This is a genomic window from Synechococcus sp. MIT S9504 (genome assembly GCF_047497135.1).
In the GTDB taxonomy this organism is placed as follows: Bacteria; Cyanobacteriota; Cyanobacteriia; order PCC-6307; family Cyanobiaceae; genus Synechococcus_C.
In genome coordinates this window covers 554,113-578,515 of record NZ_CP138942.1, presented here as the reverse complement: position 1 = coordinate 578,515, position 24,403 = coordinate 554,113, and the positions used below count along the sequence as shown (strand labels likewise).

Sequence of the window (24,403 nt, the reverse complement as noted above, 5' to 3'; positions counted from 1 at the left end):
AAACCTCCGCTGCCTTCATGTGGAAGGCCTGGACAACCAATACAACTCAAATATGAAGCGAAACGAATCACACTATGAACAAAACTTGAATTCGGTACAAATTCAGAATTACGTCTGAAATGTGAATTCCGCAGTCTTCATTACACGCACCAGATAAAAAGCCATTCGCCCTAGGTTCAAAGAACTCTGGCATACATGTGATGGTGAGTTCACTGAGTGCATTTCTGGGCGAAATCGGCAGACATCAACTATTGACTCCCGAACAGGAGTTAACGATGGGGCGCAAAGTTCAGGCCATGGTTGCTCTGAACGAGCGCTGTCAGCTTGCTGGTGGAAGTGGACCCGCATGTGTTTACACCGATGAAGAGAAGCGCACGATTAAACGAGGAGAGAGGGCAAAGAATCAGATGATCACCTCCAACCTGAGGTTGGTGGTGAATCTTGCAAAGCGCTACCAGGGCAAGGGTCTTGACCTGCTGGACCTGATTCAGGAAGGCACTCTTGGACTCACACGCGCCGTCGAGAAATACGACCCAACTCGCGGCCACCGTTTTTCCACATACGCCTACTGGTGGATTCGGCAAGGTCTGAACCGTGCTCTTTCAACGCAGAGCCGAACCATTCGTATTCCCGTGAATGTGAATGAAAAACTCACCAAACTCCGCGCTGCCAAAGCTCGACTGATGCAGAGCAATGGCTTACCTCCAACATCGGAACAACTTGCTGAGTCGATGCAAATCTCCCTCAGCGAGGTGGAGGATCTGCTCGGCTGTGAATTACGCAGTGTGACGGTCAGCCTTCAGGGGGTCGTGAAATCAAAATCAGATCCTTCAGAACTGGTCGATGTTCTCCCCAGCGATGAAATTCCACCGATGGAACGGGCAGAAATCGCAGAAAGGACTGCTTCGGCCTGGAAGCTGCTGGACAAATCCAATCTCACTCCCAAAGAGCGGACGGTGGTGATGTTGCGATTTGGCCTCGACGGCAGCCATGAATGGCGCACTCTTGCGGAAGTAGCCCGGCATATGAACTGCAGCCGTGAATACTGTCGTCAGGTGGTGCAACGTGCCTTGCGCAAATTACGCAAGACCGGCATCCAACACGGCCTGGTGGAAATGAGCGTCTGAACGGGAACCCACCCACCGGCGTTCGGCTCTCCTCCTGGCAGATCCACTCAGAGGGGTGAGACTGTTACCTGAATGCTGTGCAGCCATCACCATGACCTCGAGCTCCTCATCAGGCACCACGGAGTTCAACGCAGGGTTCAACGGTGAGGTGGTGGATGCAGAGGTGCTTGACAGTGAAGTCATTGATGAATCCGCATTCAAACAACTGCTCAAGCGAGCTGGCAGATCCATTGCTCGTCCAGCCCTCGAAGCGCTGGAGATGATGCTGGATCCGGCAACGCCTTCTCAGGCAAGGCTCACCCTGCTGGCAGCGCTCACCTATCTTCTGGTCCCTACCGACCTCATCCCTGACCTTTTGCCCGTGGCTGGTTTCAGTGATGACCTGGTGGCCCTCACCGCAGTCATGGGTCTATGCCGGAATCACATCACTCCCGAGATCAGGCAACGGGCGCAACGCAGACTGGATCAATGGTTCCCGCTCCAACGCCCATGACCCGCTGGTCACGAGATCTGGAGGATGATCTTGCAGCACTGCTGAAGGACTGGCTCAAGCAGCAGGGACGGACCCAGTCGGACCTGCGCCGCAGCCTCAGAGCCACATCCACCCGCATGCCGGCCCTGATGGAGGTCCTGGAGCGTGAGCATGTGCTTGGGGGCATGCCCCGGCTGGCGGCCAGACTCTGCTCCATCGAAGCCGAATGGGCAGCCAATCCAGGAGCAACTGCGCACCAGGATTCAGGAGCCAGCACCTCTGAGAACAGTGCCGATCCCTTCGGTCAGTTGGATCTGTTGCTGAGAGAAATTAGGGACGACTGCACCGGCTGAACGCGATCGCAGGCAACATGGAGTTATCTGTCTGATTCACCATGGCATCGGTCCCGCAAAGACTTCTCGCTGTCAGCTTCCTCACCGCTGTCAGCGTGATGCTTCCTCAGGGCGCGATGGCTCAATCAGAGGTCTGGCTGCTGGGCCCCAACAGCCGTACCGGCGAACAGAGCACCGTGGTGCCCACCGACTGCGTTGAAGGGGCGGATGGATCGATCACCTGTAACACCAAGATCGAGAACCCCCCTGGCGATACTCCTGCCAAGCCTTTCTTCAACCCGTTCAGCACCAACTGAGCACAGTGATTCCGTCCCGCCGCAAACGCAGAAGTTTCCTGCAATGGGTTGATGCGGGTGAAAAGCAGGTCGCCATCCTGCTCACCGCAATCACCGCCGTTGTGATCGCTGCATCGATTGTGCAGCTCACAATCCGCGTGGCTCTGTCCTTGATCACCAATGAACAGGATTCCTACTGGCTGGGAGATGGTCTGATTCGCATCCTTGGCGATCTGCTGACAGTGTTGATCGCCCTTGAAGTCCTGCAGAACATCACCAGTTACCTGCGTCGTCACGTCGTCCAGATCGAACTGGTGCTGGTCACCGCACTCACAGCCGTAGCCAGGAAGGTGATTGTTCTCCCTAAGGGTGCCGAAGACAAACCTCAGCTCTTGATCGGTCTCGGCGTCTCCGCCATCGCTTTGGCAGGGGCTTACTGGCTGGTTAAACGATCGGCTGAGCCGGATGGTCGCCTGGACTCTCATTCCAGTAGAGAGCGAGCCATACCGTTCCAGGATCAGCATCCGTCCTCTCAACCCGATGACGTCGACCGGCTGGCAGCATCAGCTGATCCCCCACACTGAGTTCGACCCATTGCTCTGGATCTTCAAGTCGCACGATTGCGCTCCCTTTCAACAGGGTGAGCCACTCCTGCTCTTTCTGTTGGTACCAGAAACCATCCGGGCTACACGATCCGTTGGAGCTGATCCTCATCAGTCTCCAATCCTTGCCTGAACACAACTCCTCTTCGGTTTCCTGCCCAGAAGCTGAAGGCGCTTCAGCCAGCAGATTGAATAAATCTGGTGGCTCAACACTCGGCTCACCCCAGCGTCGGCCGATGCTGTACCCCCATTGCTGGGCCAGTTGCACAACGGCATGGTGATCAGAGCATGCGGCCAACTGTCGACGGCGCTCAGGGTCAGCATCAAGACTGCTGACCAATGCATTGAGCTGTTGAACCTTCAACAGGAAACGCTGCAGATCCTCTTCGGCCATCAGTTCAGGAACAACTGTTGTGATCCTGACAACCCACAGATTCAGATTCAGCCAGTGGCTTGAACCAAGGCAGACTGAAATCACCTGTTGATTGGTGATGAAGACGCTTCTGGCAGGGGTACTGATGCTGATCACACTGTTCTGGCAGAGTTCAAGCGCCTGGAGCCTGAGCGGATCAGGAGCGCAACTGTTTGATCTGCATTGCGCTGGATGTCACCCCAACGGTGGCAACATCATTCGTCGAGGACGGACATTGAAACTCAAGGCCCTCGAGAAACGAGAGCTCAACAATGCACAAGCGATCGCGCAGATTGCCCGCGAAGGAATCGGTCAAATGAGCGGTTATGCCGATGCACTTGGAGCAGGGAATGACATCGTGGTTGCCGACTGGATCTGGCAGCAGGCTCAGAATGCCTGGATCCAGGGATAAACATCCAGGCGAGTCCAGATTCCTTCTCGCCAATAGACATCTGCTTCAAGCAGAGCACGCACTGTTGATTCACTGTCGGACTCAAAGACTGCGAAAACGTGTGTACTGCCAACAGTCGGACCAAGGGTGATCAATGTCCCACTTTCCTTGAGGGCTTTAAGCCGCTCGAGATGCTCATCGCGAAACGGAGCTCTTTTTTCCAAAGCATTGTCGCAATAAGTCCCCCAGAGAACGAAGCGGGCCATAGTTTCACCTCCGGTTAAAAAAATCCGCGCCGAAAGGTTGGCGCATACTGCACATTAAGCGCTATGTTCGGAGAGTAGATTATTTTTATGATGATGCTCACTGGTGCTGAACTCCTTGCAAAGGTCAAGGATTTAGGTGACGTCTCCAAGACAGACCTGGCCACTGCCTGTGGTTATGTCTCTAAAAAGAAGGATGGTTCTGATCGCGTTAATTTCACTGCTTTCTATGAAGCTCTTCTCAATGCGAAGGGCATTGAACTTGGTGGTGGTTCCGCTGGAATTGGCAAGGGTGGTCGCAAGCTTTCCTACGTGGCAACAGTCCAAGGAAACGGCAACCTGTTGATCGGCAAGGCTTACACCGCCATGCTGGATCTCAAGCCTGGCGATGAATTCGAGATCAAGCTTGGTCGTAAACAGATCCGACTCGTTCCCGTTGGTGGCGCTGACGAAGAAGAAGAGTGATTTTCAGCCGGCTGCAGCACGCAGTTCTCGGCAAAATTCACCTGCTTCCGCCGCTGCGCATCCTTGTTGTGCAGCGGCAATTCTTTTGACTAGAGCACTGCCAACAATGGCTCCGTCGGCACCCCATGCCCGCACTTGACGGACCTGCTCAGGACCGGAGATTCCAAATCCCACAGCAACAGGACCTGCTTCACATCGCTTTAGAGAAGTAACCAATTGGCCGACACGTTCTTGAAGACTTGAGCGTTCTCCGGTGACACCGGTTACAGAGACCAGATAGGTGAAACCACGACTGGAAGCAGCGATTCGCTGCATGCGCTGTTCAGGAGTGGTGGGAGCAACAAGCAGAACAAGATCAAGACCATGTTGTGCTGCAAGCGGAGACAAACGTTCCGCTTCCTCAAGGGGAAGATCAGGCACAACCAAACCGGAAACACCAGCGGCGGCAGCTTCCGAAAAAAAGCGTTCCGGTCCTCGATTAAGCAATGGGTTGCTGTAGGTGAACAGCACAACCGGCATGGTGAGTTGTTCACGCAACCCACTCAACATTTCCAGCACTTTTGCCGGGGTGGTGAGTTGTTCAAGAGCTCGCTGAGCCGCAGCCTGGATCACTGGCCCATCCGCCAGGGGATCGCTGTAGGGAATTCCAAGCTCCACGACATCAGCCCCATGATTCTGAAGACTGAGCAACACATCAGCCGTGCTCTGAAGATCAGGATCACCGGCCATCACAAAAGGCATCAGTGCCAGACGCTGCTCACGGGCGGTCTTCACAAAGACCTCTGCAATGCGTGAAGACGGCTCTGTCACTGATTCTGAAACTGTGATGCTGGCGAGCCTAAAGGTCGGCTGAAATCACTCAGAAGCCTGCGTGGTCTCTTCCTCGGCAATGGAAGCCATCAGTGCCTGCTGCTGTTCCGGAGTCATGGCATCGAACCGCTCCTGAAGCTCCTGAGCGGTGAGCTCGTCATAACCACTGCGGTAGCGACGGCGTTGCTGCATGTAGGTCATGCGTCCGGTCACCACTCTCAACAGATAGGAGCTGGTCCAGACCACCACAATCACCACCAGAAGGGCTTCGGCGGCAATCCCCGCAGAAAACCCTTCAAGCCCGAGCGCTTCAAACAGCCAGTAGCCCAAACCACCAGTCAGCAGAAGGCCAAGGCCAAGTTTCAGGACTCCGGCACGCGTCAACGTTCAGACCTCACCCTGACCGCTGAAGCGGAGATTGAGGAATGGAGCGAACACAATCAAACCTGGAAAGAACAGGAACACCAGGGCATAAATCCCCAGACGCTCGTATTTACCCATCACGGTCCAGCGACGGGTCATCCAGGCGTAGAGGAGGAGAGGGACCACCACCAGATAGGCACCACCCAGAACCACATAGGCACCGATCACGAGCAAGGTGTCCAGGGAAACCGCGTTGAGGAGAGTCTCCATGGTCTGCGAAATCAGCCATCAGGGTGGAATCTAGAATGCCATCACGGTGCCGGTGGCTCCTGGGGGCGTGGCGGAATCGGTAGACGCACGCGACTTAAAATCGTTTGGGATGAAAATCCTGTGGGGGTTCAAGTCCCCCCGCCCCCACCACCGGCAGTGATAAAAGCCGTTTCATCATGGGCATTCCAGATCACTCTCATTAACTTCAGAAACATGAGGGTGTTTCGTTCATGTCCACTTCGGTGATCTCCAACGCGCAGCTGGGCGAGGAACCCGCAGAACTCGTCCGCTGCCGCGAGCGCGACGACGGGCATCAACCTTGGGATCGATGGGGCACCTATCTCAGCGACAGACAGTGGGGCACTGTTCGAGAGGACTACTCGTCAGATGGAAACGCCTGGGAATCGTTCCCTTTTGACCACAGCCATCTGCGCACTTACCGCTGGGGCGAGGACGGCCTGCTCGGCATTAGTGATGAGCAGGGTCTGCTCTGCTTCGCTCCGGCACTCTGGAACGGTAAAGATCCCGTTTTAAAGGAACGTCTCTTCGGTCTCGGCAATCCGGAGGGCAATCACGGTGAAGACATCAAGGACATGATGTATCACCTGGCCGGAACACCCACAGGTAGTTACGCCAAGGCTTTATATCGGTATCCCCAGAAGAGCTTCCCTTACAAGCAACTGAGAGACGAAAATCGTCGCCGCGGCCGAAACCAGAACGAGTTCGAGCTGGTTCACACCGGCATTTTTGATGGCAATCGTTTCTTCGATCTGGAGGTGGAGTACGCCAAGGCCTCGCCGGAGGATCTGGTCATCCGTTTGACTCTCACCAACCGTGGACCGGACAAGGCTGAGCTCCACCTGCTTCCCACCCTTTGGTTTCGCAACACATGGAGCTGGGGCGAGAACAGGGAGAACGACGGCAGCACACCCTTGCTACGCCTGAAGGACGATCTGCTCGTTAGCAGTGCTGTTGAGGGGCTCGGCTCCTACAGCCTGAGTTGCAGCGAACAAGGAGCCTGGCTGTTCACCGAGAACGAGACCAACACCCAGCGTCTTTACAACCAGCCTCTGAAGCAGCCCTATGTGAAAGATGCCTTTCACCGGTATCTGATCGAGGGGAAGGTCGATGCTGTGAATCCAGATCAGACAGGAAGCAAGGCAGCTCTCCACCTGCAGCGCACCCTCGAGCCCGGCGAAGTCTGGCGAGTGGATCTCAGACTCTGTCGACGTGACTCAAACGGGAAGAAGGCGCAGGGCAGCATCGAATCCGCCGCGACAAACGCCCTTGTGGAGCAGCGACGTCAGGACTGGCAAGACCACCTCAACTGGGTGGCCCCAGGCCTGAACGATGAAGACAGAGCCATTCATGCCGCTGCGGCGGCTGGTCTGTTTTGGTGCCGCAAGTTCTACGACTGGTATGTGGCCCGCTGGCTACGCGGCGACAGCAATTCAGCCAAACCGCCGGAAGAGCGCTGGCATACACAGAACGCCTATTGGCGCAACCTGCGAGCTCGCAACATCATCTCCATGCCCGACTGCTGGGAGTATCCCTACTTCTGCCAGTGGGATCTGATGTTCCATGCCGTGGCTTTTGCAGAGCTTGACCCGGGTGAAGCCAAACGTCAGTCACGCATGCTGCGTCAGGCCTCCTACACCGCCAACAACGGCCAGTCACCGGCCTATGAATGGGCACTCTCCGACGCCAATCCTCCCATCGGAGCCTGGGCAGCACTGCGCATCTTCCAGATCTCCAAGCGCTGCTACGGCCACAAGGACTTTCCCTTTCTGCGTGCAAGCCTTCGCGAACTGCTGCTGGAATACGGCTGGTGGGCCAACCGCACCGACCGCAATGGCGACAGCCTCTTCGAAGGTGGCTTCCTCGGTCTCGACAACATCGCGATCTTCGATCGCCGCTATCCGCTGAAGGACGGAAGTCGCATCGAACAGTCAGACGGTACGGCCTGGATGGGCCTGCTGAGCCTGAACATGCTGGAGGCGTGCGTACTGCTTTCCGAAGACAGAGAGGAATACAGAAGCCTGTGCGAACGCTTCGTGGCTGACTTCAGTCGTCTCACATACGCCTTGAACAGTCCTACAGGGCGTGGCTATGTCAACTGGGACGAAGAGGATGGGTTCTATTACGACGTGCTCAAGCGGCCGGATGGAAGCACTGATTACCTCCGCACACGATCTCTGAGCGGGCTGATTCCGCTGCTTGCAGTCGCCACGTTTGATGCCGCGACAGTGGGAGAGATCCCATCACTCGATGTGCGCAGGTATCTCAATGAACTGGGCGAGGATCGTGGGGCGCCTTTTGATGCGATCAGCCATCTTGGAACATGGCATCACGATCGCGTTCTCTACTCAATCGTGCCTCCCCATCGACTGCGCCGGATTCTCACCCGGGTTTTCGACGAAGAGGAGTTTCTCTCCCCTTACGGTATCCGCAGTCTTTCCAAGGTGTACGAGAAGACGCCGTATTCCTATCAACAGGGTGACGACTACGCCACGATCAGCTACAGCCCCGCCGATAGTCCAGTTGCCATGTTCGGCGGCAACTCCAACTGGCGAGGCCCTGTATGGATGCCGATCAACTATCTGCTGATTGAGGCTCTGCAGAAGTTCGGCCACGTTCTCGGTGATGAATTCAAGATGGAGTTTCCAACCGGTTCAGGGCGTGAACTGAACCTCTGGCAGATCTCGCTTGAACTGGAACAACGACTGGTCGGAATCTTCAGGCGGGATGAATCGGGTCGTCGCGCCTTCAACGGAGATGTGGACCTGTTCCAGAACGACAATGCCTGGCGCGATCTTTTTCAGTTCAATGAATACTTCAACGGCTGCACAGGTGCTGGCGTAGGAGCCAGTCACCAGACAGGTTGGACAGCCGTTATCGCCAAAATGATTACTCAACTTCAACGTTGGCGGTGACGGGACGGGTTGGTCTACCTAGCTTGCAATTAGAGCGATAGGCACCGTTGATGGATCACGTCACCCACGCCGCCAATCGCCACACACCGATTGAACCGAACGCAGACCACTTCAATGTGGTGATCATCGGCAGTGGGGCCGGAGGCGGTTCACTGGCCCGTGCACTTGCCAGTTCTGGGTACTCGATTTTGATCCTGGAGCGGGGGGGCTGGCTGCCGCGGGAGCCACAGAACTGGGACCCGGTGGAGGTCTTCCAGAAAGACCGTTATGTCTCCACTGATCATTGGCTTGATAAACACGGCAAGAGCTTCCAACCAGGGAGTCACTACTTTGTTGGCGGCGCTTCAAAGATGTACGGAGCTGCCCACTTTCGCCTGAGAGAACGCGACTTCGAGTCGGTGATTCATGTGGATGGTGAATCACCGGAATGGCCAGTCAAGTACGACGTTTTTGAGCCGTATTACCGCAAAGCTGAGGAGTGGTACCACGTGCATGGACTGCGTGGCGAGGATCCGACCGAGCCACCGGCCTCCTCTCCCTACCCCTATGCGCCAATCAGCCATGAACCGCGCATGCAGAAACTGGTGAATGACCTGCGCTCCGCAGGCTTGCATCCATTTCACGCCCCGACAGGAGTCGCTCTCAACGAGGTCAACCCAGCCTTTAGCGACTGTGTGCGCTGCAACCGCTGCGATGGCTTCCCGTGTCTGGTGCATGCCAAGGGTGATGCTGAAGTGATGGGGGTGCGGCCTGCCCTCGACCATGACAACGTCATGCTGCTCACAGAAGCTGAAGTGCTCCGGCTCAACACCGATAGCAGCGGCAGACAGGTAACCGAAGTGGTGGTGAACCACCAGGGTGAGCAACGGCGATTCAAAGGTGACATTGTGGTGGTCTCAGCAGGCGCCGCCAATTCAGCACGATTGCTGCTGATGTCGGCCAATGACTCCCATCCCAGGGGGCTGGCCAACAGTTCCGACCAGGTGGGCCGCAATTACATGTATCACAACTGCAAGGCAGTGGTGGCTCTTGCCCATGAGCCCAACACCACGGTCTTCCAGAAGACGGTTGCAGTTCACGACTGGTATTTCGGAGACAACGACTTCGACTTCCCCATGGGCAATGTGCAAATGACTGGCAAAACCAATGGGGCAATGATGAAGGGTTACAAACCCCGACTCACAGCACCTGCACCCACCTGGGGCATGGACCGAATCGCGGAACACTCCATTGATTTCTGGCTTCAGACCGAAGATCTGCCACGACCTGACAACCGCGTCACAGTGAATCAGGACGGTCAGATCAAACTCAGCTACACACCCACCAATAACAAAGCCTCCCAGGAACTCGTCAATCGACTGGAAGGGCTGCTCGACAAGCTTTATCTGAAGAACCACCTGGCCGAACGACAGGTTTACTTTGCGTCTTCCATGGACATTGCTGCAGTTGGACACCAGTCAGGAACCTGCCGTTTTGGAGAAGATCCTGCGACATCGGTGCTGGACACCAACTGCCGCACGCACGATGTCGACAACCTCTACGTCGTTGACACCAGCTTCTTTCCCAGCAGCTCAGCCGTGAATCCCTCACTCACCGCCATTGCCAATGCCATCCGGGTCGCGGATCACCTCAAGGAGCGGCTGGGCTAATCAGCCCAGCAGTGTCTGCAGTCGAGGAGCAATCAAGATCAGATCCAGGCTGTAAGTTCCGCCACCAGCGCTCATGAGCACCAGGCACATCACCACGTACATGGCAGCTTTCTCCCAGCTCGGGGGGTCGCCGGTTCCCATCGGGCCGGCATAATCACCTTCGGGAATCTGGAACGGATCCGGGGCAATGAAGGGGAAGCCATTGCTGATCTCCAGCACCATGGCATAGAGCATTGACACGGCAATGGCCGCTGCAGCGAATGGCGTCAGCACGCCGAAAATCAAAGCGATTCCCCCCGCCCACATCGAAAAAGCGGAGAGGAAACAAAGCCAGGCCGGTGTTTTCATCGCATTGGCCCAGATCCCGAGGTTGGTCAACTTGGGCCAGCCATGGCGAATGAACACAACACCGGTGAACAGCCTGAGGATCACCAGCCCTCCAGCTGCCAATCCGTCCGGTGACGGGGGAACAATCAGGGAAACGAGATCCACCGCTGAGCGAGCATTTTCCGAACGCTAGAAACTCTGAGGCTGGTGAAATTTGTGGATTGGCTTAAGAGTGGATCCAGATCCTGTGGCCATCTGGATCGCATTGAAGACGACCGGAACCGGCTCCTGGAGCATGCAGAAGGATCTGCGCATAAAGCGCATCCTGCGGTTGCAATGCAGCTGCTGTTGGTTGTTGAGGCGGCGGATTGAGATATCGCAGAAACTCAACGCCACAGGGAGATGATCCACTTAAACCGTGAATGGCGACCTTCGCATCGCTCAGAGCATCCAGGCGTCCCTGCTCAACACCCTGGTTCAGCGTGGCATAGCGCAGTTGCAAACCAAGATCGACACCATAGAAAGCCAGGCTCCGATCACTGTCGCTAATCGCAATGGCACTGTGATCAAGCCCCTGAAACAAGCTCGGCTTCGGCTGATGCCAACGAGGGTGTCCCTGATCCGGCGGGAACCACAACAGCTCCATGGCATGGCCGGCAGCATTGCGGAACTTCCACGCTGCAACACCATTGGGCAACCACTGCGGTGACTCAGAAATCGGAACGACATGGGGCATCAATCGCTCCGCAGCACGATTCATGTCGCTGACCACAATGGCCACATGCTGAAACCAGAGGGAATTGGACGGTCCCGGATCAACTTGAGAGCGACAATCGACTGACTCGAAGGAGACATAGTCGAGCTTTTCGCAACCCAGTCTGTAATGCCGGATCACAGCCCTGCCCTCGGCAAGCCCGAAACGGCGATGCAGAGTGTCTCCAGCCAACTGAGTCTGACCTTCATCCGTCACACCCAGCGCCTCCAGGAGTGGATCAAGACTGCCGGGCTTCGGCAGAGAGAAAGCCACTCCTTCGATGGAAGGTGCTTCGTGATGAATGTCGGCCAAGGATCAATCAACACATCTGAAGAAGTCTTAGCGCCGTTTGCCCACGGAACACTGACGGGGGCAGAGAAAACGGCTATTGAAGGGCTGTTCTGTCCTGACTGTCATGACCACTCAGGTCCCCCAGGCGATGACATCCCTCTGTCTGCGTGACAAGGTGATCATCGTGACCGGAGGTAATTCCGGTATCGGCAAGGCAATCGTGGAAGCTCTGGGCTCCCTGGGCGCCAAAGTGGTGATCGATTACCGCTCTCACCCTGATCGCACTGAAGATCTGATTGAGGAAATCGGTGAGCTGGGCGGCAAGGCGATTGGCGTGCAGGCTGATGTTGGAAAACTGGAAGATCTTCAGCGACTGGTCGACACGGCGGTGAAGACCTTCGGCAAGGTTGATGTGATGGTGAACAACGCAGGCATCGAGACCCGCACCTCGATCCTCAGCACCACTCCCGATGACTTCGACAAAGTGCTGAATGTGAATCTGCGTGGCGTGTTTTTTGCAACGCAGTACGCCGCGAAACAGATGATCGCGCAGGGAAGTGGTGGGCGCATCATCAACATCTCTTCCGTGCATGAGGACTGGCCAATGCCGGATAACACGCCCTATTGCGTGGCAAAGGGAGGTGTCCGCATGCTGACCCGAACAGCAGGGGTTGAATTAGCCAGCAAAGGCGTATCGATTGTGAATGTGGGCCCTGGCGCCGTGGCCACGCCGATCAACGACTCCACCATGAACAACCCCGAATTGCTCGCCAAGCTCGATGCGGCCATTCCCATTGGTCGCATGGCGGACCCGAAAGAGATCGCTTCTGTGGTGGCCTTTCTCGCGAGTGATGGTGCCAGCTACATGACGGCAACCAGTGTGTTCGCAGACGGCGGAATCATGATGAGCAGCCCTGGGCTCTGACGAATAACGAAGCCACTTCAGAGCATGACTCACTGAGCCTGACCATCACATTCCCGGTTGATGTTCAGGCTCAGTCACTGTTCGAGAGCAACAAGAAGGTTCATCCTTCAACTGATGAGTAGAGGCTCCAAAGGATAGACATTGCCAAGTCGAGCAGGAAATGATCATCACACCCTCAATTACCCGATCAAGCCAACCCAAGCCAACAAGACATTCATTGACAACATCATGAAGAAGTCTCTTTTCATCGGGTCTGTTTACATCATCCTGGCTTTTCTTGCAAACACAACCCAGAGTGTTTTCGGCAAGTATGTCGACAAGAGTCTTTCTGTTGAGATGTTTTCATTTGGCACATTTCTGGTCGCCTTCATCCTACTTTTACCAATTATCTTCTTTCGAAAATTCAAGGATATTCCCACACATCAAGGGCGCTTCCACCTATTGAGAGCCGTCACCGGCATCGCAGGCTTCTTGATGTTCATTGCAGCAGCACAGCTCACCACACTGGTGGACACCAACGTCTTAATGAACACCACTCCTATTTTCATTCCAATCCTGGCATTAGCCTTTCTCCACCAACGTGTGCCAACGGCTGTATGGATCGCAATCATTATCGGTTTCGTTGGTGTCGTCATCATCGTGAGGCCCGATGCGAGCATTTTTTCCAACCCAGGCAATCTGGTTGCACTTGGCGCAGGGTTCGTAACAGCCATTGAGTTTTTGGCGGTGAATCATCTGAACGACACTGAATCGCCATTAACCCAGCTCTTTTATTTCCTTTTATTTGGCGTGATCGTTCTTGGCTTGATCTCTATTGGAAAATTACACTCAGCACCCCAATGGGCGTACTGGATGATGGTGGGAACAGGCTGCTGCCTACTGGCCTTCCAGTTCCTATTAATCAAAGCCTATCAATACGCAAAACCTCACGAGATCGGGGCCTTTCAATATATCTCTGTTGTCTTTGCTGCGCTTTATGGAATTGCCCTTTTCAACGAAAGCATTCAGCTCGAAACAATCATCGGAACACTCCTAGTATGCAGTGGTGGGATCATCAGCATCACTGGCTCAAAACACAAATCGATCGTGGAGCAGACGTCATGAAACGATCAGCAAGCGGTTTCCATCTCAATCAAATGATCCGGGAGGCAGATTTCTCCAGCCCTGATCATTCCGCTGAATGATCAGTTGCATGCAGGGCTCATCACCAACCTGAGCAGAGAAATGTCCCGTCAGTCCATCCGGCGTGATGATGCACCCCTGATCACCGCCGTAGGAATATTCGCCGACTTTCATCACTGCAGTTTGCCCATCCATGCTGGTCACTGACCAGGCCCCACGCAGCACATAAATCCATTTCGGCTCAGGATTCTCATGCCAAGGGCCCACCCAGCCGACAGGAAGATAAGTGACGAAGGCATTGCCATTCTTCATCAAATCTCTTGAAAACTGAGGTGAATTGCGTTCTCCGAGACGACCCAGCGTGAACTGACTGATCTTGCAACGCTCTTGCCGACTGATCCCATCGGCATCTGTCCACAGATGCCAATAGTTTTCAGCGACAGGTCGCTGAGGGTCGCTCATGATCTTGACGATCGTCTCGATGAACCCTATTCAGATCCCGACAGGATGCCCAATCAGATCAATCGACCATGCAAGTCTTTCTCCGGCATGGAACAGCAGCGGCCATTCGCGGTCCGGGAGAGGATCCTCCCCGAGACAAGCAGATGGTGGAGGAATCAAGCGTGAGGGAACCTGCTGCTCACGCCGGACGAGCCTGATGGTTTCAGTGTTGAGAGGAAGGCCGTAGAAGTGCGGACCATGCTCGCTGGCAAAACCTTCAAGATGATCGAGAGCACCTTCCTGTTCAAAGACAGCGGCGTAACTCTCCAAAGCGTGAGGCGCGTTGAAGATGCCTGCACAACCGCAGGCTGACTCTTTGCCGGAGCGAGGGTGGGGGGCGGAATCCGTGCCGAGGAAGAAGCAGGGCAGACCACTGGTCGCGGCCTTCACCAATGCCCTTCGGTGGCATTCCCGCTTCACAACCGGGAGACAGTAGAAGTCACTGCGCAGCCCGCCCATGAACATTGCGTTGCGGTTGAGATGCAGATGGTGGGGTGTGATTGTGGCAGCAATGCGATCATCGCCAGCCTGAAAAGCATCTCGGATGTAGGTCGCCGACTCCTCGGTGGTGATGTGCTCCAGCACGATGCGCAAGCGAGGATGGCGCTGGCGCAGTGGTTTCAGATGCCGTTCGATGAACAGGGCTTCACGGTCGAAGACATCCACATCCGGATCCGTGACCTCACCATGGATCAGCAGGGGCATGTCGATGGCCTCCATACAGGCCAGCACAGCGGAGATCCTGGACAGATCACTGACACCCGCTGCTGAATTGGTGGTTGCATTGGCGGGATAGAGCTTGGCCGCGCGGAACACGTGCTGAGCAAACCCCCTGGCCAGCTCATCGGGGTCAAGATCATCGGTGAGGTAGGCCGTCATCAGCGGCTCGAAGCTGACGCCCTCAGGCAGGGCCTCAAGAATCCTGCGCCGATAGGCCTTGGCTAAATCCACCGAAGTGACCGGTGGGCGCAGATTGGGCATCACGATGGCACGGGCAAAGGTTCTGGCTGTGGCGGGCAGAACAGCGCGAAGCATGGCTCCATCCCTGAGGTGCACATGCCAGTCATCCGGACGGCGCAGCACCAGGGACGTTGGAACCTCCGCCAAGTCAGACCTCCTGAAGGACGGGGAGCTCCCCCACCGCACGGCGCAGAATCTCCTCCCGATTCTCGCTCACATGATTCTCGGGAAGAAGCTCAAGCAGCTTGAGCTTCTCCAGGCGATTGCGGGTGGAACCGTTCATCACCACCAGGTAGACAGACCGGCCCACTTCAACCGCTTCCTTGATGGCATTTTCCAGTGCCAGTGATGCAGTCACTCCAAGATGGGAAACCTCTGTGAGGTCGAACAGAACAGCTTCACAGTCTTCGATGGCGTTGTGTTCGCGGCTGATGGTCTTGGCCACGCCGAAGATCATCGGACCGGTGAGCTGGAACAGCAGCAGACGTCCCGCGGCCTGATCCAGCAGTGCTTGCTGATCCTGAGGAAGTTCAACATCATCGTCTGTGGTGCTGATGGTTTTCACACCCCTGGACTGCAGGGCGGTCATCCGCTCGATGGTGAGCACGTTGGCCACGAACACACCGATAAACACCGCCCAGATCAGGTCAACCAGCACTGTGAGCGCAATCACGCCATAGGTGATGCATGCCGCTTTGATCGACAGGTGATGCGCGCGCTGAAGGAAGCTCCAGTCGATGATGTCGAAACCCACTTTTAAAGCGATTCCGGCCAGCACCGCCAAGGGAATCTGTGATGCCAGCGGTGCTGCCAGCAGAATCACCAGCATCAGAATCAGGGCACGGACGATGCCGGACAGGGCCGAGCGACCACCCGCCTGAATATTGACCACGGTGCCCATGGTGGCTCCAGCTCCCGGCAACCCACCGAACAGACCTGACATCACATTGCCGAGCCCTTGGCCGATCAGTTCCTTGTTGGAATCGTGCTCGGTGCGAGTCAGGCTGTCAGCCACCACCGACGTGAGCAGGGCATCGATGCAACCGAGCATGCCGAGAACGGCACCGTTCACCACCATCAAGCGGATTTGCTCACCAGAAAAGGTCGGGGGATTGAAACTGGGGAATTCGGCTGTGAATTCGGGAATCCTGCGCAGTTCAACGTCACCGAAGAGGGTGAGCGACAACACGGTCCCCACAACGAGAGCCAGTAATTGTGGAGGACAGAACCGCTTCAACTGCTCAGGTGTGAACCAAAGGATCAGCAAGGTGATCACCGCCAGTCCCAGCTCAAGCGGCTGAATACCCGAGATCAGTTGCGGCAGAGCACTCAGAGTCCCGATCACACCACCGGGAGGACTGCTTTGTCCCAGGAAGGGCGCCAGCTGCAGGATGACCAGAATCACACCGATCCCAGACATGAAGCCCGAGATCACTGTGTAAGGCATCATCGTGATGTAGCGGCCCAGTCGGAAGAACCCGAACAGAATCTGGAACACGCCCGCCAGCACCACCACGGTGAAGGCCATCGCCAGTGCAGTGCCCTTGTTGGGAATCTGGCTTGTGAAACTGAGAATGACGGCGGTGAACACCACCGTCATCGGACCGGTCGGCTCGGAGATCAGTGTGGGGGTGCCACCGAAGAGTGATGCCACCAGGCCGATGATCACTGCACCCCACAGCCCTGCAGCGGCTCCGGCACCGGAGGCCACACCAAAAGCAAGAGCCATCGGCAGGGCCACGACGGCTGCTGTCACACCACCGAAAACATCCCCGCGGACATTGCGTGTGCTGATGTGATTCAGAAACACGCCAGACCGTTACGAATGTGGCGGAATGCTAATTCCCAGTCCGAGCAATGGACTGAATCCGCTCAGCCTTGCGCCCTGATGGGCCTTGGTTGGCATCGCACAATGAAGCCAGGCCGCTGCTCACGATGCCTGACTTTCTGACATCCGCCCTGGAGGTCCTCATCGGGATCGGCCTGTTGTTTGCAGGGGGCGAAGTCTTCGTGCAGGGGTCGGTGACGCTGTCGCTGATCTTCGGAATCCCCCAACTGGTGATCGGACTGACCGTGGTCTCGTTCGGAACCAGTGCTCCGGAGCTGTTCGTCAGCATCAGTTCCGTTCTGCGTGGCTTGGATTCCCTGGCCGTGAGCAACGTGGTGGGCAGCAACATCTTCAATGTGATGGTGGTGCTTGGCAGCAGTGCTGTGGTGATGCCACTGCGCGTCGAGAGCCGCCTCGTTCGCAGGGACGTTCCAGTGATGATCGCGGTGTCTGCGGCGGTCTGGGGCATGGCCTCGGCTGGGAGGGTGACCTGGCAGTCGGGTGTGGCACTGATGCTCGCTCTGCTGATCAATTCAATCTGGGAAATTCGCACAGCCCGTGAGGAGCCAGCTGGTGTTGAAGGGGCCGAACCCGACGTGAATCCCGACCAGGGCAAGCGAGGCATTTTGAAAGCAGTGATGTCACTACTGCTCGGCGTACTGCTTCTGGTTGTGGGATCGCGGGTTCTTGTCAGCGGTGCCAGCGGAACGGCTGCTTATCTGGGCGTGAGTGAAGCGGTGATCGGACTCACGATCGTGTCCGCCGGCACCTCGATGCCGGAACTGATCACCTCGCTTGTGGCTGCCATCAAGGGCCGCACCGATCTGGCGATTGGCAATGTTGTGGGAAGCAACCTGCTCAACCAGCTGCTCGTGCTGGGTGCCAGTGCACTGGCAGCCGCTGGAGCCGGAGGCCTGCAGGTGAGTCCCCTGCTGATTCAACGCGACATGCCCGTGATGGTGCTGACCGCACTGGCCTGCCTGCCGATCTTCTGGACCAAAGGGCAGATCACCCGACTGGAGGGTGGAATCCTGCTGGCCCTGTACGTGTTTTATGTGGTGGATCAGGTGCTGCCACGCACGCTGCCCAGCTGGCAGGACGAATTCCGACTGGTGATGCTCTGCGTTGTGGTTCCTGCAGTGGTTGTCGTGATTGTTGTTCAGGCTGGGCTGTACTGGCGACAACTACAACGCAAGCGACTCAAAGAGCCCAATGAGTTCAGTTGATTTGAGTTGAGCTGAACACAGCTGAGCTGAGCTGAAAGTGCTCGGATTGAGAGACATGTCACAGCATCAGGAGAATTCGTTCACGAAAGGATGACTCCACCCTGAAAGCTGTACATCCTTAGAGAGCGTTGCGCGGCTTGCCGATGCTCGAGCTGCTTCCACCTCTCAACGATAAAAATCTGCCCTGGCTGGATGTCATCCATCCAATTGTCGTGCACTTCGTGATCGCGATGGCGCTGATCACAGTTGTGTTCGATTTATTTGGTGTGATTACACGTAAGCGCAACCTCTTCGAGGTGAGCTTTTGGAATCTGGTGGTGGCCACAGTCTCCATCTTCGTGGCCATCATCTTCGGTCAGATCGAAGCAGGTCTGGCCAGTCCCTACGGAGCAGCACGCGACATCCTCAATTACCACAGCACGATCGGGTGGTCACTTGCAGGTGTGCTCGGTCTGTTCACTGGATGTCGCTATGTCGTCCGACAGAAGGATCCCACTCGTCTGCCGGCAGGCTTTCTGGTCATTGATGGCGTGCTCGCCACGCTGGTGTTCTGCCAGGTTTATCTGGGCGACATGCTCGTTTGGGTCTACGGGCTTCACACCGTGCCGGTGGTCGACGCCATCCGCAGTGGAGCGGTGTCATGAACGCCATGAGCGCGTTGCCAATGATGGCGATTCCTTCTCCCATCAACGAGATCGTCGATCAGCTCGGCGCCAACGATCTTCCCTACACGATTCCGATTCACCCGAACCTGGTGCATTTCACGATCGGCTTGTTTGCGATCGGAATCGCTTTCGATTTCGCGGGTGCCTTCTATCCACTTGAAAAACGCGTGTTCCGTTTCCTGGCACTGCCGGTGACACGGACCGGGTTCCACGACGTGGGTTGGTACAACGTGCTGGCCTGCAGCGTGATCACCTTTTTCACGGTGGCCGCTGGCTTCTTTGAAATGCTTCTAGCCGTGCCGCTGCCGGGCATTCACAGCGTCATTGGCCAGAACGCCATCGACACCATGCTCTGGCATGCCATCGGAGGGGTGGCACTGCTGCTGATCATCGTGGCGATGACCATCTGGCGCGGATACCTGCGTTTCGTCTGGCGCAAAGACCTTGGTCGTCAGGTGACCTGGCTTTATCTGGCCTGTGGGGCAGTCATCCTTTTGGTGATGGGCGTTCATGGAAGTCTCGGTGCCTGGCTCGCCAGTGAGTTCGGTGTGCACATCACGGCAGATCAACTACTGGCAGCCGGAGCCGATCTCAAGGAGGCCCTGCCATGACATCGACTCGCCAGAGCCCAAAGAAAGGCCTACCGCTCAGGCTGCTGGCCGTGATCCTGGTCTCGACCGCGCTGGATGCGGCGGTGAGCTTCCAGGTCTCGCGCTGGGCCTATGGCTGGCTTCCGGTTCCAGCATCCACGGCTGCGCCCTATGTCGACAATCTCTTCAGCCTCGAGGTCGGCATCGGCTGCTTCGTCTTTGTCGGCTGTGTGGGTTTCATTATCTGGTCGTTGTTATTCAGTCGGGCTGAGAAGTACGACGAGAGTGATGGTCTTCCGATTGAAGGCAACACCAAACTTGAAGTCACCTGGACGGTGATCCCCTTAGTCATTGTGATGGCGCTAGCTTTCTATTCAATTCATGTGAATGAAACACTCGCCACTCTCGGACCAAAGCAGAAATACGACGTCGCCATCAATCAGGACCCAGAAGCGGTTGCGACGCTGGATGTACGACGTGAAGTTGGCCCCATTGAAGTGATCGCCAGGCAATGGTCCTGGGAATTCGTCTACCCCGATGGAGTGCGCAGTTCGGAACTTCACCTTCCGAATGAATTACGAGCCAATTTTCTGCTCAGCTCCGAGGATGTGATTCACAGTTTCTATATCCCAGCGTTCCGCCTGAAGCAGGACATCATTCCAGGCAGCGTGATCTCTTACAGCATCACGCCCACCCGTGAAGGTCGCTTCAGGCTGCGCGACGCCATGTTCAGCGGCGCTTACTTCTCCCAGAACCAGACCGATGTGATCGTTGAATCTGAGGAAAACTACGACGCATGGCTGACAAGAACAGCCAAGCGCCCGATGGTGAAGGGACTAAGCCCGGGCACTCCTCTTTACGAAAAACGCATCAAGGAAGGTGACCGTGGCTGGGCCACAGTTGCCCCAGCGGCTCCTCCCATGGTCAACGATCCCGGCAATCCCGAAGCGCCCCACGACTCCTGAAACGATGACGCTCACCAACTACGACCCCAGGGTGCTCAAGGCGCCACACCCAGTCCCAGGCGCTCCCGACAACTGGAAACGCTTCTTCAGCTTCAACACCGACGCGAAGGTGATCGGGATTCAGTACATCGGTCTGGCATTGCTCTTCCTGCTTCTGGGTGGATTACTTGCCATGGTGATGCGCGGGGAATTAATCACTCCGCCTGCGGATCTGGTCGACCCCAGTGTCTACAACGGTCTTTACACGATGCACGGAACGGTGATGCTGTTCCTGTTTCTGTTCCCGGTCCTGAACGGATTCAACAATCTGTTGATCCCCACCATGATCGGTGCCCCAGACATGGCCTTCCCCAAGCTGAACGCCGCTGCCTTCTGGCTGGTGCCTGTGTTTGCTTTTGTGCTGCTGAGCAGTTTCTTCGTCCCTGGCGGACCAGCTTCGTCGGGCTGGTGGTCCTACCCACCCATGAGCATTCAGAACCCGCTCGGGCATTTCATCAATGGAGAATTTCTCTGGATCCTGGCTGTAGCGATCTCCGGCGTGTCATCGATCATGGGTGCCATCAACTTCGTCACCACGATCATCCGCATGCGTGCTCCAGGAATGGGCTACTTCCGGATGCCTGTTTTCGTATGGACAGCATGGGCTGCGCAGACCCTTCAGCTCATCGGCCTGCCTGCACTGACGGGTGGCGCCATCATGCTGCTGTTTGATCTCAGTTTCGGAACCAGTTTCTTCCGACCTGAAGGAGGAGGAGATCCAGTGCTTTACCAGCACTTTTTCTGGTTTTACTCACATCCTGCGGTCTACGTGATGGTTCTGCCGGTTTTCGGCATCTTTTCTGAGCTGATCACGGTGTATTCACGCAAACCTCTGTTCGGCTACAAATTTGTGGCATTGGCCTCATTCATCATCACCTTCCTGGGACTGATTGTCTGGGTTCACCACATGTTCTACACGGGAACTCCGCAGTGGATGCGCAATCTGTTCATGGTCACCACGATGCTGATCGCGGTGCCTACCGGGGTGAAGGTGTTCGCCTGGCTAGGAACACTCTGGGGAGGAAAGATCCGCCTCACAACTCCCATGCTGTTCGTTCTGGGTGGACTGGTGAATTTCATCTTCGGAGGCATCACTGGCGTCATGCTGGGCACGGTTCCGATCGACATCCACGTCGGCAACACCTATTTCGTTGTTGCCCATTTCCACTACATCATCTTCAACACCATTGGATTCGGAGTCTTCGCCGGCATCTATCACTGGTTCCCCAAATTCACGGGCCGGATGTACTACGAAGGGCTGGGAAAGATCCATTTCACCCTCACCTTCATCGGTGCCACCCTCAACTGGCTTCCGCTGCACTGGGCCGGCCTTTATGGCATGCCTCGACGCGTGGCCTCCTATGACCCGGAATTCGCACTCTGGAATGTGATTGCCAGTATCGGGGCGTTCATGCTGGGGGTGGCATCCATTCCCTTCATTCTCAATATCGTCAGCTCATGGGCGAGGGGAGCGAAAGCCCCTGCCAACCCCTGGAGAGCCATTGGCCTGGAATGGTTGCTTCCCTCACCACCGCCAGCGGAGAATTTCGAGGATGACGTGCCCACTGTGATCAGTGAACCCTATGGCTACGGCCTGGGCAAACCCCTTGTCGAGGACGAGGCCTTCTATGTCGGACGTTCCATGGAGGCCTGAATAATGACCAGCACCAATGTTGATCTGCCCCTGAATCACGAACCCGGACACATCAAACATGACGGGCACAACCTCACGGGCTTCATCATTTTCCTCTGCTCGGAAAGCATTATCTTCCTGGCATTTTTTGTTGGGTATGCACTACTGAAGATCACCAGTCCTGAATGGCTTCCTGAGGGTGTCGAAGGCCTTGAGACACGGATGCCCCTGATTAATACAGTCATTCTTGTGAGCTCCAGCTTTGTTGCCTATTTCGCAGAGCGCTATCTGCACAAGGAGAATCTCTGGGGTTTCCGGGCCATGTGGCTGCTCACAATGGCCATGGGCAGTTACTTCGTCTATGGGCAATATGTCGAATGGTCGGAGCTCGCCTTCAGCTTGAGCAGTGGAGTTTTCGGGGGAACATTCTATTTGCTGACCGGCTTTCACGGCCTGCATGTGATCACGGGAATCCTGCTGATGGGCCTGATGCTGGTGCGCTCCTTCCGCCCCAACAACTACGCCAAGGGAGAGATGGGTGTCACCGCAGTGAGCCTGTTCTGGCATTTCGTCGATGTGATCTGGATCATCCTTTATGTGCTGATTTATGTGTGGCAGCGAACCAGCTGATCGCCTTTCGCATCACTTAGTTCTCAACGATATGAGCCATCCATGATCATCGACGACCGCCATTACGACATCATCATCATCGGGAGTGGTGCGGGAGGAGGCACTCTGGCGGGTTCCATCAGCCGCGAAGGCCGCAGTGTGCTTCTGCTCGAGCGGGGAGAAGCCGTGGAAGCCGGTTGGCAAAAGCGTCCGCGAGTCAAGGATGAATTTTGGTTTGGTCCAGATGGAGATCCCTTTTCACCGCAGACTTTTTACGCCCTTGGCGGAAACACCAAGATCTGGGGAGCCGTGCTCGAGCGCATGCGCGAAAAGGATTTCACCGACCTGCCTTTGCAGGAGGGAGTTTCGCCGGCATGGCCCTTCGATTACAGCCATCTGGCGCCTTACTACGACCAGGCTGAGGCGGTTTATCGGGTTCATGGCAAAGCTGGCGTCGATCCCACAGAACCAGCACGCAGCAGAGGCTTTGACCAATCACCGCGCCCGGTGATGCCATTCCTGGAAGAGCTGCGGGAAGGGCTACTGCGCCAGGGTTGTCAACCCTATGACCTCCCTCTCAGTTGGTCAGACAATGAAGAAAGTCCGGTTGGTGATGCGGAGCTTTGTGGACTAGCGACTGCCGACACCGGCAATCTGGAGATCCGCTACAAAGCAAAAGCTCTCAGGCTGCATGTGAGTCCCAGCGGACGGGAGGTGAAGAAGGTTGAGGCGGATGTAAACGGCGAGATCTGGTTGTTTTCCGCCGATCTGTTCGTGCTGGCTGCCGGTGCGATCAACACACCGGCCATCCTGCTGCGATCCGGCAATGAACGTCACCCCCGCGGTCTGAGTAACAAGTCGGACCAGGTAGGCAGAAACCTGATGAACGTTCAGATCACCTCGATCCTGCAGCGTTCCGCGGCACCCAACAACGGTCTCTATGCACGGTCTTACGGAGTGAACGACTACTACTGGGGAGACAAAAATGTGAGCTTCCCATTGGGACACATTCAGGCCGCTGGAGGTGTGCTTCAGGATGCACTGTTTGCTGAATCACCACCTGTCCTCTCTCTGGTCAGCAAACTGATCCCCAATTTCGGGATCAAGCGGCTTGCTTCCCGCACAGTGGCCTGGTGGGCCATGACAGAGGTGCTTCCCGATCAGGAGAACAAGGTCTGGCTTAACAAGGAACAGATCCGCATCAATTATCTGCACAACAATCGCGAAGCCCATGACCGACTGGTTTATCGATGGATCGATACGCTCAAAGCCGTGGAAGCCGATCCGGGCACCAAGGTGGTGACCTCAGAGCCGGTTCATCCTCGCGGAGAAGCTCCTCTCAGTGTTGTGGGTTTTGCATGCGGCACCTGCCGCATGGGAGAGGATCCCGTCGCATCGGTGGTGGATGCAACAGGAAAGTGCCATGAGCTCGACAACGTCTACATCGTCGACAGCAGCGTGTTCCCAAGTTGCCCAAGCGTGGGGCCTGGTCTCACCACCATCGCGCTGGCCCTGCGAATGGCAGACACTCTCCACAAGAGACTTCAGAACTGATCCAGGGACGACTCCCAATATGAGCTGAT

27 protein-coding genes, 1 tRNA gene and 1 pseudogene are annotated in these 24,403 nt (G+C 56.1%); 19 read left to right on the top strand and 10 right to left on the bottom strand.

What is annotated here, in order from left to right; translation table 11 throughout:
- Positions 1-200: 200 nt before the first annotated feature.
- The 5 genes from SIB58_RS03260 to SIB58_RS03240 all read left to right on the top strand — a co-directional run bounded on the left by SIB58_RS03260 (position 201) and on the right by SIB58_RS03240 (position 2,811).
- Positions 201-1,127: a sigma-70 family RNA polymerase sigma factor gene (locus SIB58_RS03260; RefSeq protein ID WP_066905664.1), complete on the top strand. Its 927-nt coding sequence runs from the start codon at positions 201-203 to the stop codon at positions 1,125-1,127.
- Between the two features lie 91 nt (positions 1,128-1,218).
- Positions 1,219-1,620 (top strand): YkvA family protein, encoded by a 402-nt coding sequence (locus SIB58_RS03255; RefSeq protein WP_066905666.1) that lies wholly within the window; start codon positions 1,219-1,221, stop codon positions 1,618-1,620.
- Entirely contained in the window at positions 1,617-1,952 is a 336-nt protein-coding gene (locus SIB58_RS03250) for a hypothetical protein (protein ID WP_066905668.1), read from the top strand. The genes SIB58_RS03255 and SIB58_RS03250 overlap by 4 nt, the downstream gene beginning before the upstream one ends.
- Positions 1,953-2,050: 98 nt before the next feature.
- Positions 2,051-2,248, top strand: coding sequence for a hypothetical protein (locus tag SIB58_RS03245; protein ID WP_231857012.1), 198 nt, complete (start codon positions 2,051-2,053; stop codon positions 2,246-2,248).
- A 5-nt stretch (positions 2,249-2,253) separates the two neighbouring features.
- Positions 2,254-2,811, top strand: coding sequence for a phosphate-starvation-inducible PsiE family protein (locus tag SIB58_RS03240; RefSeq protein ID WP_231856993.1), 558 nt, complete (start codon positions 2,254-2,256; stop codon positions 2,809-2,811).
- On the opposite strand, the pseudogene SIB58_RS03235 reads toward SIB58_RS03240, so the two are convergent.
- Positions 2,774-3,223: pseudogene (locus SIB58_RS03235) on the bottom strand (Nif11 domain/cupin domain-containing protein); the annotation flags it as partial. The gene SIB58_RS03240 and the pseudogene SIB58_RS03235 sit on opposite strands and share 38 nt — an antisense overlap.
- Before the next feature lie 97 nt (positions 3,224-3,320).
- On the opposite strand from SIB58_RS03235, the gene SIB58_RS03230 reads away from it, so the two are divergent.
- The gene (locus SIB58_RS03230) at positions 3,321-3,653 is read left to right on the top strand and encodes a c-type cytochrome (RefSeq protein ID WP_066905672.1); all 333 of its coding nucleotides are present in this window, start codon (positions 3,321-3,323) and stop codon (positions 3,651-3,653) included.
- Here SIB58_RS03230 and SIB58_RS03225 read toward each other — a convergent pair.
- Complete coding sequence (locus SIB58_RS03225) at positions 3,629-3,898, bottom strand: YciI family protein (protein ID WP_066905674.1); 270 nt, start codon at positions 3,896-3,898, stop codon at positions 3,629-3,631. The genes SIB58_RS03230 and SIB58_RS03225 overlap by 25 nt on opposite strands.
- 93 nt (positions 3,899-3,991) lie before the next feature.
- Between SIB58_RS03225 and SIB58_RS03220 the strand changes: the two genes are divergently transcribed.
- Positions 3,992-4,360 carry an AbrB family transcriptional regulator gene (locus SIB58_RS03220; protein ID WP_066906083.1) on the top strand — a complete coding sequence of 123 codons (369 nt, stop codon included), beginning with the start codon at positions 3,992-3,994 and terminating at the stop codon, positions 4,358-4,360.
- 3 nt (positions 4,361-4,363) lie between these two features.
- On the opposite strand, the gene trpA is transcribed toward SIB58_RS03220, so the two are convergent.
- Genes trpA through SIB58_RS03205 form a run of 3 tightly spaced genes read right to left on the bottom strand, consistent with a single transcriptional unit; the run spans position 4,364 to position 5,803 of the window.
- Positions 4,364-5,170 carry a tryptophan synthase subunit alpha gene (trpA, locus tag SIB58_RS03215; protein WP_066905676.1) on the bottom strand — a complete coding sequence of 269 codons (807 nt, stop codon included), beginning with the start codon at positions 5,168-5,170 and terminating at the stop codon, positions 4,364-4,366.
- A gap of 45 nt (positions 5,171-5,215) precedes the next feature.
- The gene (locus tag SIB58_RS03210; protein WP_066905679.1) at positions 5,216-5,554 is read right to left on the bottom strand and encodes a DUF3007 family protein; all 339 of its coding nucleotides are present in this window, start codon (positions 5,552-5,554) and stop codon (positions 5,216-5,218) included.
- Positions 5,555-5,557: 3 nt separating this feature from the next.
- A complete protein-coding gene (locus SIB58_RS03205) occupies positions 5,558-5,803 on the bottom strand; it encodes an NAD(P)H-quinone oxidoreductase subunit L (protein WP_066905681.1) in 246 nt (81 codons plus the stop codon).
- Positions 5,804-5,864: 61 nt separating this feature from the next.
- On the opposite strand from SIB58_RS03205, the gene SIB58_RS03200 reads away from it, so the two are divergent.
- The 3 genes from SIB58_RS03200 (at position 5,865) to SIB58_RS03190 (ending at position 10,385) form a co-directional block, all read left to right on the top strand.
- Positions 5,865-5,953, top strand: a tRNA-Leu gene (locus SIB58_RS03200).
- Positions 5,954-6,033: 80 nt separating this feature from the next.
- Positions 6,034-8,736: an MGH1-like glycoside hydrolase domain-containing protein gene (locus tag SIB58_RS03195; protein WP_066905683.1), complete on the top strand. Its 2,703-nt coding sequence runs from the start codon at positions 6,034-6,036 to the stop codon at positions 8,734-8,736.
- Positions 8,737-8,786: 50 nt separating this feature from the next.
- Entirely contained in the window at positions 8,787-10,385 is a 1,599-nt protein-coding gene (locus tag SIB58_RS03190; protein WP_066905685.1) for a GMC oxidoreductase, read from the top strand.
- Here the strand turns inward: SIB58_RS03190 and SIB58_RS03185 are convergent, their stop codons facing one another.
- Both SIB58_RS03185 and SIB58_RS03180 read right to left on the bottom strand, forming a co-directional pair.
- Positions 10,386-10,877, bottom strand: a complete 492-nt coding sequence (locus SIB58_RS03185) for a DoxX family protein (RefSeq protein WP_066905688.1) — start codon at positions 10,875-10,877, stop codon at positions 10,386-10,388.
- 61 nt (positions 10,878-10,938) lie between these two features.
- Positions 10,939-11,778 carry a VOC family protein gene (locus tag SIB58_RS03180; RefSeq protein ID WP_231856994.1) on the bottom strand — a complete coding sequence of 280 codons (840 nt, stop codon included), beginning with the start codon at positions 11,776-11,778 and terminating at the stop codon, positions 10,939-10,941.
- A gap of 127 nt (positions 11,779-11,905) precedes the next feature.
- Here SIB58_RS03180 and SIB58_RS03175 point away from each other — a divergent pair, with 127 nt between their 5' ends.
- Both SIB58_RS03175 and SIB58_RS03170 read left to right on the top strand, forming a co-directional pair.
- On the top strand, positions 11,906-12,682 hold the full coding sequence (locus tag SIB58_RS03175) for an SDR family NAD(P)-dependent oxidoreductase (RefSeq protein WP_066906087.1): 777 nt from the start codon (positions 11,906-11,908) through the stop codon (positions 12,680-12,682).
- Between the two features lie 228 nt (positions 12,683-12,910).
- Entirely contained in the window at positions 12,911-13,786 is an 876-nt protein-coding gene (locus SIB58_RS03170; protein WP_156486584.1) for a DMT family transporter, read from the top strand.
- Positions 13,787-13,810: 24 nt separating this feature from the next.
- Here the strand turns inward: SIB58_RS03170 and SIB58_RS03165 are convergent, their stop codons facing one another.
- The 3 genes from SIB58_RS03165 to SIB58_RS03155 are packed head-to-tail and all read right to left on the bottom strand — an operon-like array spanning position 13,811 to position 17,075.
- Positions 13,811-14,266: a cupin domain-containing protein gene (locus SIB58_RS03165; RefSeq protein ID WP_066905692.1), complete on the bottom strand. Its 456-nt coding sequence runs from the start codon at positions 14,264-14,266 to the stop codon at positions 13,811-13,813.
- Between the two features lie 30 nt (positions 14,267-14,296).
- Positions 14,297-15,412, bottom strand: coding sequence for a dihydroorotase (gene pyrC / locus SIB58_RS03160; protein WP_066905694.1), 1,116 nt, complete (start codon positions 15,410-15,412; stop codon positions 14,297-14,299).
- A 1-nt stretch (position 15,413) separates the two neighbouring features.
- Positions 15,414-17,075, bottom strand: a complete 1,662-nt coding sequence (locus SIB58_RS03155) for a SulP family inorganic anion transporter (RefSeq protein ID WP_066905695.1) — start codon at positions 17,073-17,075, stop codon at positions 15,414-15,416.
- A gap of 125 nt (positions 17,076-17,200) precedes the next feature.
- On the opposite strand from SIB58_RS03155, the gene SIB58_RS03150 reads away from it, so the two are divergent.
- The 7 genes from SIB58_RS03150 to SIB58_RS03120 all read left to right on the top strand — a co-directional run bounded on the left by SIB58_RS03150 (position 17,201) and on the right by SIB58_RS03120 (position 24,374).
- Positions 17,201-18,319, top strand: a complete 1,119-nt coding sequence (locus tag SIB58_RS03150; protein ID WP_066906089.1) for a calcium/sodium antiporter — start codon at positions 17,201-17,203, stop codon at positions 18,317-18,319.
- Positions 18,320-18,462: 143 nt separating this feature from the next.
- Complete coding sequence (locus tag SIB58_RS03145) at positions 18,463-18,963, top strand: DUF2231 domain-containing protein (RefSeq protein ID WP_066906092.1); 501 nt, start codon at positions 18,463-18,465, stop codon at positions 18,961-18,963.
- Entirely contained in the window at positions 18,960-19,595 is a 636-nt protein-coding gene (locus SIB58_RS03140; RefSeq protein WP_414494695.1) for a DUF2231 domain-containing protein, read from the top strand. The genes SIB58_RS03145 and SIB58_RS03140 overlap by 4 nt, the downstream gene beginning before the upstream one ends.
- Positions 19,592-20,539 (top strand): cytochrome c oxidase subunit II, encoded by a 948-nt coding sequence (locus SIB58_RS03135; RefSeq protein WP_066905697.1) that lies wholly within the window; start codon positions 19,592-19,594, stop codon positions 20,537-20,539. Before SIB58_RS03140 ends, SIB58_RS03135 begins: the two co-directional genes overlap by 4 nt.
- Before the next feature lie 4 nt (positions 20,540-20,543).
- Complete coding sequence (locus SIB58_RS03130; RefSeq protein WP_066905699.1) at positions 20,544-22,232, top strand: cbb3-type cytochrome c oxidase subunit I; 1,689 nt, start codon at positions 20,544-20,546, stop codon at positions 22,230-22,232.
- A gap of 3 nt (positions 22,233-22,235) precedes the next feature.
- Entirely contained in the window at positions 22,236-22,841 is a 606-nt protein-coding gene (locus SIB58_RS03125) for a heme-copper oxidase subunit III (protein WP_067325798.1), read from the top strand.
- A gap of 42 nt (positions 22,842-22,883) precedes the next feature.
- Positions 22,884-24,374 carry a GMC oxidoreductase gene (locus SIB58_RS03120; protein WP_066905703.1) on the top strand — a complete coding sequence of 497 codons (1,491 nt, stop codon included), beginning with the start codon at positions 22,884-22,886 and terminating at the stop codon, positions 24,372-24,374.
- The last annotated feature ends 29 nt before the right edge of the window (positions 24,375-24,403 follow it).

Coding starts and splice junctions, on each gene's coding strand:
- SIB58_RS03135 (WP_066905697.1), top strand. CDS start 19,592: ATGACATCGACTCGCCAGAGCCCAAAGAAAGGCCTACCGCTCAGGCTG.
- SIB58_RS03150 (WP_066906089.1), top strand. CDS start 17,201: ATGCCTGACTTTCTGACATCCGCCCTGGAGGTCCTCATCGGGATCGGC.
- SIB58_RS03190 (WP_066905685.1), top strand. CDS start 8,787: ATGGATCACGTCACCCACGCCGCCAATCGCCACACACCGATTGAACCG.
- SIB58_RS03125 (WP_067325798.1), top strand. CDS start 22,236: ATGACCAGCACCAATGTTGATCTGCCCCTGAATCACGAACCCGGACAC.
- SIB58_RS03145 (WP_066906092.1), top strand. CDS start 18,463: ATGCTCGAGCTGCTTCCACCTCTCAACGATAAAAATCTGCCCTGGCTG.
- SIB58_RS03130 (WP_066905699.1), top strand. CDS start 20,544: ATGACGCTCACCAACTACGACCCCAGGGTGCTCAAGGCGCCACACCCA.
- SIB58_RS03170 (WP_156486584.1), top strand. CDS start 12,911: ATGAAGAAGTCTCTTTTCATCGGGTCTGTTTACATCATCCTGGCTTTT.
- SIB58_RS03245 (WP_231857012.1), top strand. CDS start 2,051: ATGCTTCCTCAGGGCGCGATGGCTCAATCAGAGGTCTGGCTGCTGGGC.
- SIB58_RS03205 (WP_066905681.1), bottom strand. CDS start 5,803: ATGGAGACTCTCCTCAACGCGGTTTCCCTGGACACCTTGCTCGTGATC.
- SIB58_RS03220 (WP_066906083.1), top strand. CDS start 3,992: ATGCTCACTGGTGCTGAACTCCTTGCAAAGGTCAAGGATTTAGGTGAC.
- SIB58_RS03260 (WP_066905664.1), top strand. CDS start 201: ATGGTGAGTTCACTGAGTGCATTTCTGGGCGAAATCGGCAGACATCAA.
- SIB58_RS03225 (WP_066905674.1), bottom strand. CDS start 3,898: ATGGCCCGCTTCGTTCTCTGGGGGACTTATTGCGACAATGCTTTGGAA.
- SIB58_RS03230 (WP_066905672.1), top strand. CDS start 3,321: ATGAAGACGCTTCTGGCAGGGGTACTGATGCTGATCACACTGTTCTGG.
- SIB58_RS03140 (WP_414494695.1), top strand. CDS start 18,960: ATGAACGCCATGAGCGCGTTGCCAATGATGGCGATTCCTTCTCCCATC.
- SIB58_RS03255 (WP_066905666.1), top strand. CDS start 1,219: ATGACCTCGAGCTCCTCATCAGGCACCACGGAGTTCAACGCAGGGTTC.
- SIB58_RS03120 (WP_066905703.1), top strand. CDS start 22,884: ATGATCATCGACGACCGCCATTACGACATCATCATCATCGGGAGTGGT.
- SIB58_RS03195 (WP_066905683.1), top strand. CDS start 6,034: ATGTCCACTTCGGTGATCTCCAACGCGCAGCTGGGCGAGGAACCCGCA.
- SIB58_RS03250 (WP_066905668.1), top strand. CDS start 1,617: ATGACCCGCTGGTCACGAGATCTGGAGGATGATCTTGCAGCACTGCTG.
- SIB58_RS03165 (WP_066905692.1), bottom strand. CDS start 14,266: ATGAGCGACCCTCAGCGACCTGTCGCTGAAAACTATTGGCATCTGTGG.
- SIB58_RS03175 (WP_066906087.1), top strand. CDS start 11,906: ATGACATCCCTCTGTCTGCGTGACAAGGTGATCATCGTGACCGGAGGT.